General features: G+C 68.8%; 11 protein-coding genes. 2 read left to right on the top strand and 9 right to left on the bottom strand.

Features of this window, described 5'->3' with window-relative positions; all coding sequences use genetic code 11:
* Positions 1-6: 6 nt before the first annotated feature.
* Together B7495_RS08060 and recO are read right to left on the bottom strand one after the other, a co-directional pair.
* A complete protein-coding gene (locus tag B7495_RS08060) occupies positions 7-834 on the bottom strand; it encodes an isoprenyl transferase (RefSeq protein ID WP_088456118.1) in 828 nt (275 codons plus the stop codon).
* The gene (gene recO / locus B7495_RS08055; protein WP_088457987.1) at positions 831-1,553 is read right to left on the bottom strand and encodes a DNA repair protein RecO; all 723 of its coding nucleotides are present in this window, start codon (positions 1,551-1,553) and stop codon (positions 831-833) included. Before recO ends, B7495_RS08060 begins: the two co-directional genes overlap by 4 nt.
* Before the next feature lie 76 nt (positions 1,554-1,629).
* On the opposite strand from recO, the gene B7495_RS08050 reads away from it, so the two are divergent.
* Both B7495_RS08050 and B7495_RS08045 read left to right on the top strand, forming a co-directional pair.
* Entirely contained in the window at positions 1,630-2,367 is a 738-nt protein-coding gene (locus B7495_RS08050) for a trimeric intracellular cation channel family protein (RefSeq protein WP_088456117.1), read from the top strand.
* Positions 2,368-2,565: 198 nt separating this feature from the next.
* Positions 2,566-3,186 (top strand): hypothetical protein, encoded by a 621-nt coding sequence (locus tag B7495_RS08045; protein ID WP_174776225.1) that lies wholly within the window; start codon positions 2,566-2,568, stop codon positions 3,184-3,186.
* A 78-nt stretch (positions 3,187-3,264) separates the two neighbouring features.
* Here the strand turns inward: B7495_RS08045 and leuA are convergent, their stop codons facing one another.
* The 7 genes from leuA to B7495_RS08010 all read right to left on the bottom strand — a co-directional run bounded on the left by leuA (position 3,265) and on the right by B7495_RS08010 (position 12,979).
* Positions 3,265-5,031, bottom strand: coding sequence for a 2-isopropylmalate synthase (gene leuA, locus B7495_RS08040; protein WP_088456116.1), 1,767 nt, complete (start codon positions 5,029-5,031; stop codon positions 3,265-3,267).
* A 156-nt stretch (positions 5,032-5,187) separates the two neighbouring features.
* Positions 5,188-6,564: an FtsX-like permease family protein gene (locus B7495_RS08035; protein ID WP_088456115.1), complete on the bottom strand. Its 1,377-nt coding sequence runs from the start codon at positions 6,562-6,564 to the stop codon at positions 5,188-5,190.
* Positions 6,561-7,322: an ABC transporter ATP-binding protein gene (locus tag B7495_RS08030; protein ID WP_088456114.1), complete on the bottom strand. Its 762-nt coding sequence runs from the start codon at positions 7,320-7,322 to the stop codon at positions 6,561-6,563. The genes B7495_RS08035 and B7495_RS08030 overlap by 4 nt, the downstream gene beginning before the upstream one ends.
* A gap of 123 nt (positions 7,323-7,445) precedes the next feature.
* Positions 7,446-8,135 carry a response regulator transcription factor gene (locus B7495_RS08025; protein WP_088456113.1) on the bottom strand — a complete coding sequence of 230 codons (690 nt, stop codon included), beginning with the start codon at positions 8,133-8,135 and terminating at the stop codon, positions 7,446-7,448.
* A complete protein-coding gene (locus tag B7495_RS08020) occupies positions 8,128-10,071 on the bottom strand; it encodes a sensor histidine kinase (RefSeq protein ID WP_240632450.1) in 1,944 nt (647 codons plus the stop codon). Before B7495_RS08020 ends, B7495_RS08025 begins: the two co-directional genes overlap by 8 nt.
* A 102-nt stretch (positions 10,072-10,173) precedes the next feature.
* Positions 10,174-11,058: a ketopantoate reductase family protein gene (locus tag B7495_RS08015; RefSeq protein WP_088456112.1), complete on the bottom strand. Its 885-nt coding sequence runs from the start codon at positions 11,056-11,058 to the stop codon at positions 10,174-10,176.
* Positions 11,059-11,185: 127 nt separating this feature from the next.
* Positions 11,186-12,979, bottom strand: a complete 1,794-nt coding sequence (locus tag B7495_RS08010) for an HNH endonuclease signature motif containing protein (RefSeq protein ID WP_088456111.1) — start codon at positions 12,977-12,979, stop codon at positions 11,186-11,188.
* Between the last annotated feature and the right edge of the window lie 85 nt (positions 12,980-13,064).

The raw sequence follows: 13,064 nt of genomic DNA, 5'->3' as shown, positions 1-13,064 counted from the left end.
GAACGGTCAGGCGGTGGGCGTGTCCACGGCGCCGCCGTAGCGGCGGTTGCGGGCGGCGTACAGCTCGATGGCGTGCCAGAGGTCGACGCGGGTGAAGTCGGGCCAGAGGGTGTCCAGGAACACCATCTCGGCGTATGCGCTCTGCCAGAGCAGGAAGTTGCTGGTGCGCTGCTCGCCGGAGCTGCGTACGAACAGGTCGACGTCGGGCAGGTCGGCGGTGTACAGGTGCCGCTGGATGGACTTCTCGGTGATGCCGGACGGCTTCAGCCGGCCCGCGGCGACGTCCTCGGCCAGGGCCCGCACGGCATCCGCGATCTCGGTGCGGCCGCCGTAGTTGACGCACATGGTCAGGGTCAGCACGTCGTTGCCGGCGGTGAGCTTCTCGGCGAACTGCAGCTCGTTGATCACCGAGGCCCACAGCTTGGGCTTCCGGCCGGCCCAGCGCACCCGCACGCCCCAGTCGTTGAGCTGGTCGCGACGGCGGTGCAGGACATCCCGGTTGAAGCCCATCAGAAAGCGCACCTCGTCAGGTGAGCGCTTCCAGTTCTCGGTGGAGAACGCGTACACGCTGAGGTGCTTGACGCCGATCTGGATGGCTCCGGCGACCACGTCGAGCAGTGATGCTTCACCGGCCTTGTGGCCCTCGACCCTGGACAGGCCCCTGGCGTTGGCCCAACGGCCGTTGCCGTCCATCACCACGGCCACGTGTTCCGGCACGGCCTTGGCGGGCAGCGCCGGCGGGTAGAGCCCGGTCCAGTCGACGGGCTTGAACGGCACCGCGTCCTTGTGGGTGAAGGGGGTGCTCGAGGAGGAACGGAAGGGATTCGGCGTCATGGGCGCACGTGCTCCAGTGATCGGAGGCCGCGGCCGAGGTGCCACTGCGTGTATGCGGCGACGACCCCGGTGGCCTGGGCGTGGGTGGTGTCAGAGGCATCGGCTGTGAAGGCCCAGTCTCCGGTGAGCAGTGCGCTGAGCAGGGCGATGGTGTCGGGGTCGAGGCGGGGCGAACCCGGGGCGGCGCAGTTGTCGCAGACGATGCCGCCGACCTGCGCCACGAAAGCCGAATGCGGGCCCGGCGCGCCGCAGCGGGCGCAGTCGTGGAAGCTGGGCGCCCAGCCGGCCATGGACAGTGACCGGAGCAGGTAGGAGTTGAGGGTGGCGCCGGAGCCGTGCTCGTGCCTGGACAGAGACCGCAGCGCCCCCACCAGAAGCAGGTATTGCTGCAGCGATCCCTCGGATTCGGTGAGCTTGTCCGCGGTTTCGACCATGGCGCTCGCGGCGGTGTAGCTGCCGTAATCGGCGGTGATGACGGCCCCGTACGAGCCGATCGATTCGGCCTGGTTGACAATGTCGAGGCTGCGACCGATATAGAGCTGCACGTCGACGACCATGAACGGCTCGAGCCTGGCACCGAATTTCGACGCCGTACGGCGCACGCCCTTGGCGACAGCACGCACCTTGCCGTGCTGGCGGGTGAGCAGGGTGATGATGCGGTCGGCTTCGCCCAGCTTGTGGGTACGCAGCACGACGGCTTCATCACGGTAAACGGGCACGGTCAATTCTCCCACTCCGGCGGACGGATGCCGACGCCCGCGCCGGAGGTCATGCGGGCCGTGGTAGATATTGACGGTGCCCACTCCCCTCTTCGCCATTCCGCTCTGGATCGACCTCGTCGCCGTCGCCATCGGCGCGATCCAGGGGGCGATGTTCGCGGGCCGGTTCACCGACCGCCGGATGGATCTGCTGGGCATCTCGATCATCGGCATCACGGTGGGCCTGGGCGGCGGCCTGCTGCGCGACATCCTGCTCGGCGGGGTGCCGGCCGCGCTGCTGAGCAACTGGTACCTGCCCGTCGCGGCGGTGTTCGCGCTGCTGGGCATGCTGTTGCAGAGCCTGTTCAACCGGCTCGGCCCGCTGATCATCACCCTGGACGCCGTGACCATCGGCCTGTTCGGCGTGATCGGCACCACCAAGGCGCTCGCCGCCGGCCTGCCGGAGATTCCCGCCCTGTTCGTCGGGGTGGTCTCCGCTGTGGGCGGGTCCGTGCTGCGAGACATGATGCTGAACGTGCCCATCGCCGTGATGCACGTCGGCTCGCTGTACGCCGTCGCCGCCCTGGTGGGCTGCGGGCTCCTGGTCACTCTTGTGGTGCTCGAGGTGCCGATCACCGCGGCGGCAATGATCTGCGTGGTCACGACCACGGTCATCCGGGTCCTCGCAGCCCGATTCGGCTGGACCCTGCCGCAGCAACGGGCCATCGGCAGTTGGCCGCACTGGCGCCGGCGGGGTTCGATCCAGCCGTTGCGGTTCTGGCCACGGCGCCGCACCCAGGCGCACCCCGAGCCCACCGTCACCGCTGACCGCTGACGCGTTCCGGAGCGTTTTCTGAGCATTTGTCATCCGGACCGGTTTTGGCCTCGCCTTTCCCCCAATCTGGGGTCAGTATTGAGGCACAACCACGTCGCAGGGAGGTACTCCATGAAACGATACGAGGGCACTGCGCCCGAGCTGTTGCCTGTCCTTTCCCGGGGCAAACACAAGTCCCCACGCAGCGGAGCGTGCTTCATGGAATTCGCGTCGCACCTGTCCGGTGAGGCGTGGAGCGACCATCCAGCGTGCACACATCCGGTCTTGGCCTCGCTGGCACGCATGGTCAACGACTGCACCTCCGATGACGCCAGATCCCGCCTGATGATGCTGATCCCGTCCGTGATCGGTCTGCGCGGCGACGACCAGCGGGTCCGTCTTGTCGTGGCCCTGCGGGCCGCGACGGCCGGTCTGCCGGTGGTCAGCGCCGATCACCAGCGGGCCCTGGCCGTGGGCATCCTCAACTGTCAGCGTCACCTGGCGCGGTCGTCGGAGGGCACCCCGATCGATGTGTCAGAGCAGGTACGTGCGGCATTCGACAAGGCACCGCAAACCGAACGCTGGGCGCGCGAGTTCATGGGTTCGGTCGGGTCGTGGTCTCGTACCCGGTTCACCGACCGCACCGCGGAGTCGATCATCCGCATCACGGTGCAGGGCATCGCCGAGGCATGCATTCCCGACACCGATGAGCGTCTCTACGCACTGTTGGCGCAGGCGATCGATGACTGCACGGCGGTGCTGGGCAAGCCGGACGGCGAACCAGTGCCGGTTCCTCAGCCGCTCACACCCAGCCAGGCCCGACGGGCCATGCGGGTCTGAGCCGGACACAGGACGGCGCAATACGCAGGATGGCCCCGGCCGCGACGAGAGTCGCAGCCGGGGCCATCCGCGTGCAGGTCAGACGGTCGCCAATTCCCGATCGCCCGCTTCGGCCCGGATGCCGCGGTTGACCGCCGATACGACGGCCTTCAGTGATGCCGTCGAAATGTCGGGGTCGATGCCGACGCCCCAGAACCGCTTGCCGTTCACGTCGAGCTCGACGTACGCCGCGGCCGAGGCGTCTCCGCCGGCGGCCATGGCGTGCTCAACGTAGTCGTACAGGGTGATCGTGACGCCACGGTCCGCCATGATGCCCAGGAACGCGGCGATCGGGCCGTTGCCTGTCGCCGTGGCCGGGGCGACGGCGTCCGAATCGCGCAGGTCGACGGTGAGGTCTACCGCGCCGGCCAGGTCGCTGGAGGTGCGGGTGGAGAACAACTCGAACCGGCCCCACTTCGCATCCGGGTTGGTGTGGTTGGCGGGCAGGTACTCGTCGTTGAAGATGTCCCAGATCTGATCACTGGTGACCTCGCCGCCGTCGGTGTCGGTCTTGGCCTGCACGACGCCGGAGAACTCGATCTGCAGCTTCCGCGGCAGGTCGAGGTGGTGGTCCGTCTTGAGCAGGTAGGCGACGCCGCCCTTGCCGGACTGCGAGTTGACCCTGATGACCGCTTCGTAGCTGCGGCCGAGGTCCCTGGGGTCGATCGGCAGGTACGGTACGGCCCAGACCAGTTCGTCGACGCTGGCCCCGGTCTCGGCGGCTTCGGCGGCCATGGCCTCGAAGCCCTTCTTGATGGCGTCCTGGTGGGAGCCGCTGAAGGCGGTGAAGACCAGGTCGCCCGCCCAGGGGCTGCGTTCGGGAACGGGCAGCTGGTTGCAGTACTCCGCTGTGCGCTTGACCTCATCGATGTTGCCGAAGTCGATCTGCGGGTCGATGCCCTGGGTGAACAGGTTGATGCCCAGGGCGACGAGGTCGACGTTGCCGGTGCGTTCGCCGTTGCCGAACAGGCAGCCCTCGATACGGTCGGCGCCGGCCAGGTAGCCCAGCTCCGCAGCCGCGATCGCGGTGCCGCGGTCGTTGTGCGGGTGCAGCGACAGGATGACGTTCTCGCGGTGGGCCAGGTGCCGGCTCATCCACTCGATGGAGTCGGCGTAGACGTTGGGCGTGGCCATCTCGACGGTGGCCGGCAGGTTGATGATGACCTTGCGCTCCGGGGTGGGCTCGAAGATCTCGATCACCTGGTTGGAGATGTCCACGGCGAACTCCAGCTCGGTGCCCGTGAAGCTCTCCGGCGAGTACTCGTAGTACACGGCGGTGCCGGGAACCGTGGCCTCGAGGGCCCGGCAGGTGCGGGCGCCGAACAGGGCCAGGTCGATGATGCCCTGCTTGTCCTCCCGGAACACGACATCGCGCTGCAGCACACTGGTGGAGTTGTACAGGTGCACGATGGCCTGTTTGGCGCCGACGATGGACTCGTAGGTGCGACGGATCAGGTGCTCACGAGCCTGGGTGAGCACCTGGATGGTCACGTCGTCGGGGATCGCGCCGTCGTCGATGAGACTGCGGACGAAGTCGAAGTCGGTCTGGCTGGCCGACGGGAAGCCGACCTCGATCTCCTTGTAGCCCATCCGCACCAGCAGGTCGAACATGATGCGCTTGCGTTCGGGGCTCATCGGGTCGATGAGAGCCTGGTTGCCGTCCCGCAGGTCGACGGCGCACCAGCGCGGTGCGACGGTGATGCGGTTGGCCGGCCAGGTGCGGTCCGGCAGGTCGACGTTGAACTGGTCCTGATACGGGCGGTACTTGTGTACCGGCATAGTCGATGCGGCCTGATTGTTCTTCATGGTCTAATCTCTCCTCGCGAGTGGTGGTCAGCCGACGACAAACTCCGCGACGAGTGAGGCCTCAGATTAGGACTCGTCGCGGCAGCTAAGGAGGAGCAGACCGAACAGCACACAAAGAGGGTAACACCGATTGCCGAAGAGTTCCTCAGCATCCGCTCAGCCGGCGGCCAGGGCGGTCACCGGGGCGACGGACACCGCGCGCCGGGCGGGCACGATGGTCGCAGCGACTGCCAGGACGGCGGTCCCGGTCACGCTGAGCACCACGAGCAACCAGGGCACCGCCGGTGTGACGAAACCGATGTTGGCCACCGTGCCGAACAGCGACTGCGCGGCAGCCCAGCCGTAGACGACGCCGAGGGCCAGCCCGAGGGCGACCGCGGCCACGGTCATCTGCAGGCTCTCAGCCAGGATCATCCTGCGCACCTGTCCGCCGGTGAAGCCGAGCGCCCGCAGCAACCCGATCTCCCTGGACCGCTGGAGCACGCTCAGGGCCAGGTTGTTCACCATGCCCACCGCCGCGATGAGGGCACTGAAGCCCACCAGCACCGAGATCACCGCCAGGCTGATGCCGACCATCTCACTGATCGCTGCGCGCACCGACGGGTCCTCCATGGCTAGCGCCATCATCTTCTCGAAGGTGGCCCCGGCGACGGCGAACATAGTGATCAGCGTCACGCCGATGACCAGGCCGATGGTGGCCCTGGAGCTCCGCTCCGGATGCTGCTGCGCGTTGGCGGCCGCGAGCCTGGACGGTGCGTTCGAACCCAGCAGACGACCCACGAGGCCCAGGACGGGCGGCATGATCAGGTGCGAGCCCAGCACGAGCCCGCTGAAGGACAGCAGCCCGCCTACCAGGCCCAGCAGGACTCCGTACTCGCTGATCTGGCCCACGACGACACCGCCGGCGAGGAACAGGACCCCGGCCACGATCAGCAGCACGGCGACGATGTTGCGGGCCGGACGTCGGACCGTTTCCTCGAGCGAGCGTTCCTGGGCGGCGCCGACGGCCTGCATCGGACTGACCGAGAGCACCCGGCGCGAGCCCACCCAGGCCGCGCACCAGGTGGAGAGCACCACAACGAGGACGGGAAGCGCCAGGAGCGGTTCGATCAGGCTGTACCGCAGGTCAGGGAGCGTGCCGGCGGCCACGGCTATCCACAGTCCGATGCTGAGAAGCACCGTTCCCACGACCGCGCCGAGGACGGCGCCGACGGCAGCGACGAGAAGGCCTTCCTTGGCCACCGCGCGGCGCTGATCACGTGCGCTGGAGCCGATCAGGCGCATCAGGGCGATGGTGCGGGTGCGGCCGGCGATGATCGTCGCGACGGTGTTCGTGGTGACGATCGAACTGACGTACACGGCGATGGTGATGAACAGGACCGCCACGATTGACAGTGCCGAGCGCACCGCCCCGATGTCGGAAACGCCGTCACCACTGATCACCGTGGCGAGCACGCTGGTGACCTGCAGCAGCACCACGCCGAAGGCCGAGGCGAGGCCGGCTACGAGCAGGCTTGCACCGCGGCCGCTCATGCGCGCTGCTCCATGCCGAGCATGATGCGGGAGATGTCTTCGGCCGAGGACCGTTCCCGGTCTTCGACCAGGCGGCCGTCGGCGAGGAAGAGGATCCGGTCGGCGAAGCTGGCCGCAATGGGGTCATGGGTGACCATGGCGATGCTCTGGCCGTAGCCGGTGCTCGCCGCCTTGAGCAGGGCCAGCACCTCCCGACCGCTCCGTGAGTCGAGGTTGCCGGTGGGTTCGTCGGCGAACACCAGTTCAGGCCGGGTGGCCAGGGCCCTGGCGATGGCGACGCGCTGCTGCTGTCCGCCGGAGAGCTCGTGCGGCCGGTGCGTGAGCCTGTCGGCCAGGCCGAGCGAGTCGATGAGCTGCTCGATCCAGTTGTTCTCGGTGGTGCTCGGCTTCCGGCCGTCCAGGGCGAAGGGCAGCAGGATGTTGCCGCGCACGTCCAGCGTGGGTACGAGGTTGAAGGCCTGGAAGATGAAGCCGATCCGCCGCCGGCGGAGGACCGTCAGTGCGGCGTCATCCAGGGCGCTGATCTCGGTGTCACCGAGCCAGGCCTGGCCCGCGCTCGCCGTGTCCAACCCCGCCATGATGTGCATCAGGGTGGACTTGCCCGAGCCGCTCGGGCCCATGATGGCGGTGAACTGGCCCCGACGGATGCCGATGGACACGTCGTCGAGGGCCGTCACCGACGTGGTGGCGGAGCCGTAGGTCTTGCGCAGGGAGGTGACTCTGGCCGCGAGGCCGAGTTCTGACGGTGAATTTTCCATGTTTCCACGGTACGAATCCGGTGCCAGCGGCCGCATCGGGCCCCGGGTGTAATCAGCGGGGCCGGACGGATGAGTGCCGGCGGTGCCGGGTCATCCGCTGGGCGGTTACCGGGTGGAGCAGAGCTACTGGGTGAGGCGGTGCTGAAAGGCGAAGACCACGAGCTGCACCCTGTCGCGCAGCGAGAGCTTGGCCAGGATGCGGCTGATGTGAGTCTTGACGGTGGCCTCGCTCAGGAACTCACCCGCGGCGATCTCGGCGTTGCTCAGGCCGAGGGCGGCGAGGGCGAAGATGTCCCGTTCCCGGCTGGTCAGGGTGGTGTACGCCACCGGCACCTCCTGCTCCGGGGCCGGAGCGTCGAAGTGGGCAAAGAGCTCGCGGGTGGCGGAGGCGGCGATGACGGCGCTGCCGGCGTGCACGGTGCGGATGGCGGCGAGCAGGAACTCCGGATCGGCGTCCTTGAGCAGGAAGCCGCTCGCCCCGCCGCGGATGGCCCGGCTGGCGCTCTCGTCGAGTTCGAAGGTGGTGAGCACAATGATCCGCGGCGGGGTCGTTCCGGCCATGGTGGCGGCGGCGATGATGGCCGCAGTGGCGTCGATGCCGTCCATCACGGGCATGCGGATGTCCATCAGGATCACGTCGGGGAGGACAGCGGCGGCCATGGTGACGCCGGCGGCGCCGTTGCCGGCCTCTCCGACGAACTCCAGATCGTCCTGGGAGGAGACCAGCATGCGGATCCCGGCCCTGAAGAGGGCCTGGTCGTCGACGAGGGCGACCCGGATGCGCGGAGCATCCGCCGGGTGGACGTCACTCATGGGCGTTCTCCGTTGGTCGGGGCGGGGCCGGGGTCAGCACGGTGGGCCGTACCAGGGCACTGGTGGTGATGGCCGGCAGGCGCGCGGCCACGATGAACCGGCCGCCGATGGGCTCCGCGGTCAACGAGCCGCCGGCGAGGAGCGCCCGTTCGCGCATGCCGGGTAGTCCGTGGCCGAGTACACCGGATGCGTCGGCGGCCGGGCTCGGTCGCACCGCGTTGTCTATCGTCACCGCAACCCATCCGTCCGTCCAGGCGAGGCTCAAATATACCGCCCGACCAGCGTCACCGTGCCGGAGGGCGTTGGTGAGGGCCTCCTGCACGATGCGATAGACGGCCAGCTGGGCGCCGGAGCCCAGGGTGGTGGGTGTGCCCGTGGTGGTCCACTCGATGTCGAGCCCGGTGCTCTGCATCTGCGCCACCAGGCGGTCGAGGTCGGCGAGCACGGGTTGCGGTCCGTCGGCCGCGTCCTGGCGCAGACGGGTGAGCAGGATGCGCACGTCGCCCAGGGCGTCCCTGGCCGTGGTCGAGATGGTAGTCAACGCCTCGTCGACGGCCTCGGGGTTCGCGGCACGCGCGTACCGGGCCCCGTCGGCCTGGGCGATGACCACGGCCAGGGAGTGGGCGACAACGTCGTGCATGTCGCGGGCGATGCGGTTGCGTTCCTGCTCGACGACCACGCTGCGCTGCGCGACGCGCTGTTCCTCCACCGCTCGATGCTGGCTGAGCCGGCCCGCCCTGGCGGTCTGCCAGGTTCGCATGAGTAGTCCGAGGGTCCAGGAGAGACCGAGCACCGCGACGCTCGCGATCAGGGTGGCCACGAAGGACCAGACCAGGCCGGCCGCGTTGCCTTGCGCGAGTGCCTCGCCGATGGAGAGCGCGCCCTGTTGGATAACCGCGATGTAGCCGGCGGCGAGTACGGCGCCGATCCCCACGGAAACCAGGCCGACCCAGCGCAGCATCCTGTCGCCGTAGGCCGCCGTGGCGTACAGAACGGCCAACACCGCGAAGTTGCCGGTCAGCACCGGCAGCCCGGCCAGCATCTGGGCGAGGGCGCTGACCCAGGCGATCGTCAGGGCCAGGCCCGGTGACAGCCGGCGCACGGCCAGGGCGGCCGTGAAGCCGACCAATACGAGGAACGACACGATGCCATTGCCGGCATCGATGATGAGGCAGAAGAGGGAGAAGGTGACCGCGATTCCGACGTCGACGGTGACGGTGCGCCGTGAGACCGGGCGGAAGACGAGCCGGCCGCCGGTGCGGTCACCGAGCAGGGCGCTGAGGGGGCCTCGGATCGGAACGCCCATCGTCACCGTGCCCGTCGGTGCGCCCTGCGGCAGCATCAGCCAGGTCTCCAGGGTGAGGGCATCTGCCTCGACCGGCCCTGCGGCGCCACGGCGATCGGCCCGGCCCCGAACGACCAGCGCCAGCGCCCAGCCGCCTACGAGAGCGAGGGCGGCCAGGAAGCCGCCGGTGAGCCGAAATCCGAGGTCGCCGAAGAACCGGAGCGTCCCGTCCAGGTCCTGCGCCCCCTGCATCGACAGAGGCAGTAAGAGGAAGACTGTGACAAGCATGCCGAGGAGGAGCCCCGCGGCCAGGCCGACGAACCTGACCCAGCGCCGCCCGTGGAGTCCGGCGCCCCAGACCGCCAGGCAGCCGGAGGTGAGCAGCAGCGGTACGGCGCCCGGCCCGGTCAAGTGGCCGGTTCCGGCGGTGACCACGGCCAGTGTCGCGACAGCGCCGATGGTCAGCCCCAGCAGAGGGGCGAAGCGGGACAGTCCCACCGCGATCGCGAACATCCAGACCGCCAGCAGTGCCGCCGATTGGCCCGCCCAGAGGGCCGGGATCCCCCACACCAGGGCCACAGCCAGACCGAGCGCGGGTTCAAGTGCCCAGCGGTGCGGGGCGGCACGCGTGAGGAACCCTGGAACCGGCATGGTTACAGCGTAGGGCTCCCCCAGCGCCGCGTCCGGGTTCCGGCCACCAGATCATCCCGGCGTCCCCGGGAAGTCATCCCAGCGATGTAGCCGTTCCGAAAGTCATCTCGCAGTGAGGTCCGCCAACAGCCCATCCACGGCGGCGGTGTCCGCACCGAGACTGCGACCGCGGCGGGCGAGGGCTCCCCCGATGGCATCCAGCTCGCTTCGCTGCCCCGCCTCCAGGTCGTTCTGCAGCGACGAGCGCATAGACGCCGGCAACGCGGCGAGGGCCGTGGCCAGCTGCCCGGCGTCCGTGGGCACGCCGTCCAGGCTGGCGACCCGAGCCACGTCGGTCAGCACCGCGGTCGTCAGTGCGGCGTCGCGTTCGAGGGCGGCGCCGATGGGCAACCGCCAGTACGAGGTGAGCAAGGCCATCGGGGCCAGAAAGCGAAATTTGGCCCAGAGCACCTCTTGGTCGGTGCCGGCCACCGTGACGTCGAGTCCGGCCTTCCGCCACGCCGCGGTGATGCCGGAGTCGGCGGCGTTGGCCGGAACGGTGAGCCGAAGGAACGGGCTGCGATGCTCGATCACGGTGGGGCTGAGCCTCGTCGATTCGACAGCCACCGAGGCTCCGGCGACGAGGGCTCCCGGTGCGTGGTCGCGGAGGATCGCCAGGTGTTCGATGCCGTTGAGCAGGGATACCACCTCAGTGGGCCGCGCCTGAGCGAGCGAGCCGGTCACGGCGGGGAGTGCGAAAGCCTTGGTGGCGAGGATGACGTTGGCACCGTCGGGTATCTCGGTGACCGCGGTGATCCTCGAGACACCGTAGCCGAAGTGCGGGCTGTGGATGGTGAGTCCCTCCGCCGCGATCGCTCGAGCGGTCTGCGGTCTGGCGACGGCAACGACCTCGACGCCGGCGCGGTCCAGCAGCGCAGCGAGCAGGCCGCCCACGGCCCCGGCGCCGACAACGGCAATGACCGGCTCAGACATTGTTACCTGCGACATGTTGACTCCTTCGATCCAGGCTCCAGCGCCCAGATGGACCGTGCCCGACACCATTCTGGCAAAGTCGCGGCAGCGTCAGCTGCAGGGTCGGCTGCAGAGTCAGTCCTCACCGCCCGGGTGCCCCCAGTCATTCAGTGTGGGGTGGACGTCGGGTTTTGGGGTCGTGGGCTCGGTGTTGGGGTGGTGTTCGCCAGGTGTCGGTGGGGTCGATCCAGTGTGGGGCTTTGACTTCGGGCATGCCCAGGACCATGCGGATGTGCCACCCGGAGGTGTCGATGTTGTGGTGGTGATGCCAGCAGAGCAGCACCCCGTTGCTCACGTTGGTGGGGCCGCCGTTTTGCCACGGCTTCACGTGGTGGACTTCGGTCCATTGCGGTGGGCAGGTGCAGCCGGGGATGATGCAGCCGCCGTCTCGGGCGGTGATCGCCCTGCGTTGCAGCGGGGTGAAGCAGCGGACTTTGTCGCCGAGGGCGAGGACGGCGCCGGTGCCGCCGAAGAGGATCGGCCGGAAGCCGCCGTTGTCGACCATCTGATTGATCGTTTTCATCGAGACGGGGCCCTCGACGCCGTCGATCCAGCCAACCCCGACCCCGTTGACGAGGTCGGTTGCGTTCACGTGCACCATCACCGTCGGCGGCATTCCGCCCATGGTCGGGGTGCGGGGGTCTTGGGCGACCTGGACCAGGATGCCGCGGAGGATGTCGGCGCGTTTCTGGCCACCGTCGCGTTCGTCGAGGATCTCGCCGGGCACGAGTTCGCCGGCCTCGATACGCTGCTGCTCCTCCGCGGACGGGAACGCGGGGGCGCTGCGGGCGGACTGGAACGTGTTGAACAGGGTCTGCATGATGCCCTTGAGCTCCGGCGTCACCCCACCGCGCAACGGATGCAACCCCTGGGCGAGCTTGCCGAACGAGAACGTGGACTTGGCCTCGAGGATCTCCGCGGTGGGCGCGGCACCGTCCGGGTTCAACACCGCCTGCCACGTCGCCGCCATCTCCCGGATCCGGTCCGCCGGGAAGGTGAACCCCGCCGACGCACCCAAACGGCGGACCGGGCCGGTGCAGACGGCGTCGTCGGCTGTGTCGCCGGGTCCGGGGGTGCGGCCGAATACCGACCCGGTCGCGGACTCCACCAGCTCGGCTTCACCGCCGTCCACCAGCGACTGGTCGGCATCGAAGCGGCCGTGCACTTTGTAGTCGGCCAGGCCCTTCACGATGTTCTCGGCCGCATCAATACCGATCTCCCCGGCCGCCAAGGCTGCGGCCACGAACGGGAACTCGGGCTCGAGGACCGTGCCGCCCAGCATCCGCGGTGCGACCTTCTCGCCCAGGGATACGCGTCGTTTCATTTCCGGCACCGACGTGCCGGTCAGCCCGATCAGCAGATCATTCTGGTGTGACGCCCCCAACCGCCAGGCCAGCGACTCCGTGCCCAGCCCGCTGCGGGACCGGTAACCCACCACGGTCGCCGTGCTAACCCGGGCCGCGTCCACCGGCCGACCGGTGCGCTCGACCATCTGCGTCAACGCGACCACCTCCGGGTCGCTCAACGCGTTCACGTCAATGGAATCCATCACCGCCATCACCGTCCGCGCCGCATCATCCAGGGCCTGGAGCTTCTGACCGAACGCACCGGTATGCGCGCGCTGCACCCCCGGCAGCTCGGCCGGATCCCGCCACTCGGGCCGCGGCTTAGACGGACCCCGACCGGCCCGACCGGCCCGGGACGAGCCCGTCGCGGGGCCGGCCGCAGTTTCGGCTGCAGCGGCGGTCTTCGTGTCGGAGGTGCCGCTCAGACTGTGGGCATCCAGTGCCGGGAGGGGATCCGGACCGGACGGGCCGGTGTTCCAGTCGTGCAGGTTCGGACCGGTGGGAGTCGTTCCCGTCGGTGCGGTGGAGCCACTATCCAGCTCGTCGTCCATACCCCCATTCTCTCACGAATCGCACCTATATGCGAGGAAATGTCAGCAAGTTCTCGAGCACATATCGAACGCAGTTCTGAGCCAA

It is taken from the genome of Cryobacterium sp. LW097 (assembly GCF_002205495.2).
GTDB classification, from domain to species: Bacteria; Actinomycetota; Actinomycetes; order Actinomycetales; family Microbacteriaceae; genus Cryobacterium; species Cryobacterium zongtaii.
The sequence above is the reverse complement of the archived record's forward strand: the minus strand, read 5'-3'. Positions and strand labels throughout refer to the sequence as shown.

Excerpts from the sequence above, each read along its gene's own strand:
- B7495_RS08060 (WP_088456118.1), bottom strand. The coding sequence starts at position 834 with ATGACGCCGAATCCCTTCCGTTCCTCCTCGAGCACCCCCTTCACCCAC.
- B7495_RS08045 (WP_174776225.1), top strand. The coding sequence starts at position 2,566 with ATGGAATTCGCGTCGCACCTGTCCGGTGAGGCGTGGAGCGACCATCCA.
- leuA (WP_088456116.1), bottom strand. The coding sequence starts at position 5,031 with ATGAAGAACAATCAGGCCGCATCGACTATGCCGGTACACAAGTACCGC.
- B7495_RS08035 (WP_088456115.1), bottom strand. The coding sequence starts at position 6,564 with ATGAGCGGCCGCGGTGCAAGCCTGCTCGTAGCCGGCCTCGCCTCGGCC.
- B7495_RS08030 (WP_088456114.1), bottom strand. The coding sequence starts at position 7,322 with ATGGAAAATTCACCGTCAGAACTCGGCCTCGCGGCCAGAGTCACCTCC.
- B7495_RS08025 (WP_088456113.1), bottom strand. The coding sequence starts at position 8,135 with ATGAGTGACGTCCACCCGGCGGATGCTCCGCGCATCCGGGTCGCCCTC.
- B7495_RS08020 (WP_240632450.1), bottom strand. The coding sequence starts at position 10,071 with ATGCCGGTTCCAGGGTTCCTCACGCGTGCCGCCCCGCACCGCTGGGCA.
- B7495_RS08015 (WP_088456112.1), bottom strand. The coding sequence starts at position 11,058 with ATGTCGCAGGTAACAATGTCTGAGCCGGTCATTGCCGTTGTCGGCGCC.
- B7495_RS08010 (WP_088456111.1), bottom strand. The coding sequence starts at position 12,979 with ATGGACGACGAGCTGGATAGTGGCTCCACCGCACCGACGGGAACGACT.